The 1,389-nt window shown below is 45.4% G+C and carries 1 protein-coding gene; it reads right to left on the reverse strand.

Going from position 1 to position 1,389, the window contains the following annotated elements; genetic code table 11:
- Nucleotides 1-47: 47 nt before the first annotated feature.
- Nucleotides 48-1,124, reverse strand: coding sequence for an IS110 family transposase (locus B0E43_RS22450; protein WP_077353658.1), 1,077 nt, complete (start codon nucleotides 1,122-1,124; stop codon nucleotides 48-50).
- Nucleotides 1,125-1,389: the final 265 nt, after the last annotated feature.

Raw genomic sequence — 1,389 nt, forward strand, 5'->3', positions numbered from 1 at the left:
AACCATTGAGATTCTGTGTTTAAAGTCAAGAAGAAATAAGGATTTTCTTAAATTTCGATACTTAAGTCGGCATCAGCCAGACTGTGAAGGGGAGACGGACTTGTATCGTCTTCCCTTCTTTGTTCAAAGGCCGGATCAAAGGTTGTTTTGTTCTTGAAAAGGATGTAGATCAGCTCCAGAAGTTTTCGCTGTACGGCTACGGCTGCTTTCATTTTTATCCCGTGTCTTCCCACTAGTCTGGCAAAGTTGTCTTTGTAAATCTGGCAATGGCGGATGGCTGCCAAGGCAGGTAAGTGCATAGCTTTTCTCAGACTTCGGTTTCCTTTTTTTGAGATTTTAGGTTTTCCTTTTACAGAGGTTCCCGATTGCTTTTCCCTCACATCAAGCCCTGCATAACTGGTGAGCTGACGCTTGTTTCTTACCAGTTCGAACCCGTTGGTTTCTGCCATAACGATAACGGCTGTCAGTTCGCCTACTCCCGGAATGGAGGTGATTCGCTTGACGTCCTGGTCGAGTTGCTGATCTGACTTTACCAGGTGATGGATCTCGTTTTTGATTTCCTGTTCCTGCTTGCAGAGCAGCTTTCGTCTGGCATTCAAGCGCTTCAGGCTGTTGGCGTTGGGATAGGCTTCGGTCTTTTCGGCATGGATCTGATTGTCAATCGTAACCCGTTCAGCCACAATTTGATCTCTCTCTCGGGTAAGCTGTCTGAGGGTTCGGAAAATGACCTTGGGCGGTGACCAAGTATCCAGTTTCCGTTCCAACCCAAACTGGGTGATCGCATCGGCACAGGTACTGTCTGTGACCGTCTTGATCGATAGGGTTCTCATGTAATTGCTGATCTTGTTGGGAAGGACAATGGCCAGCTTTTCTCCCTGATCAAACAGCCAGTGGGCGAACTTCTCATGATAGACCCCGGTAGCTTCCATGACAAAAAGAACTTCGGAATTGGCTTCCTTCATTGATCCAGCCCATTTGAGACAGGCTTTGAATCCGGAAGGGTTATTTCCAAAGGTTTTTCTGGCCTTAATCTGCCAGCTCAGATCCTCCAAAAGAGCCCCAAAAGCACATACCAGTTCATCCTGAGCCACATCCACACCGATTGTTTGTTTGATCGCTTTCATGGATTAAAGGGTTAAAGTACATTAATCAATCAAAGTGGATGTCTCCCTCCGTTTTGTCTCCTAGTCGGATATTCTGGCTGCAACCGGATTGGATACGCCTTACATTCTGTTTAAACTCCAAGAGAAAGAAAGGGATGAGGCGGCTTCTCAATGTGAATATATCTTGAGATTATTTAGGAGTTAATTGGCTCTCATCCCTCACCACTTATTCAATAAATTTAATTGCTTGAAAGGTGATTTTTCAACTCGTTGCTAACATAGGACA

The organism is Algoriphagus sp. A40 (assembly GCF_002002735.1).
Taxonomy (GTDB): domain Bacteria; phylum Bacteroidota; class Bacteroidia; order Cytophagales; family Cyclobacteriaceae; genus Algoriphagus.

What these genes read in the sequence shown, in the direction of transcription:
- B0E43_RS22450 (WP_077353658.1), bottom strand. Translation starts at nt 1,124, where the DNA reads ATGAAAGCGATCAAACAAACAATCGGTGTGGATGTGGCTCAGGATGAA.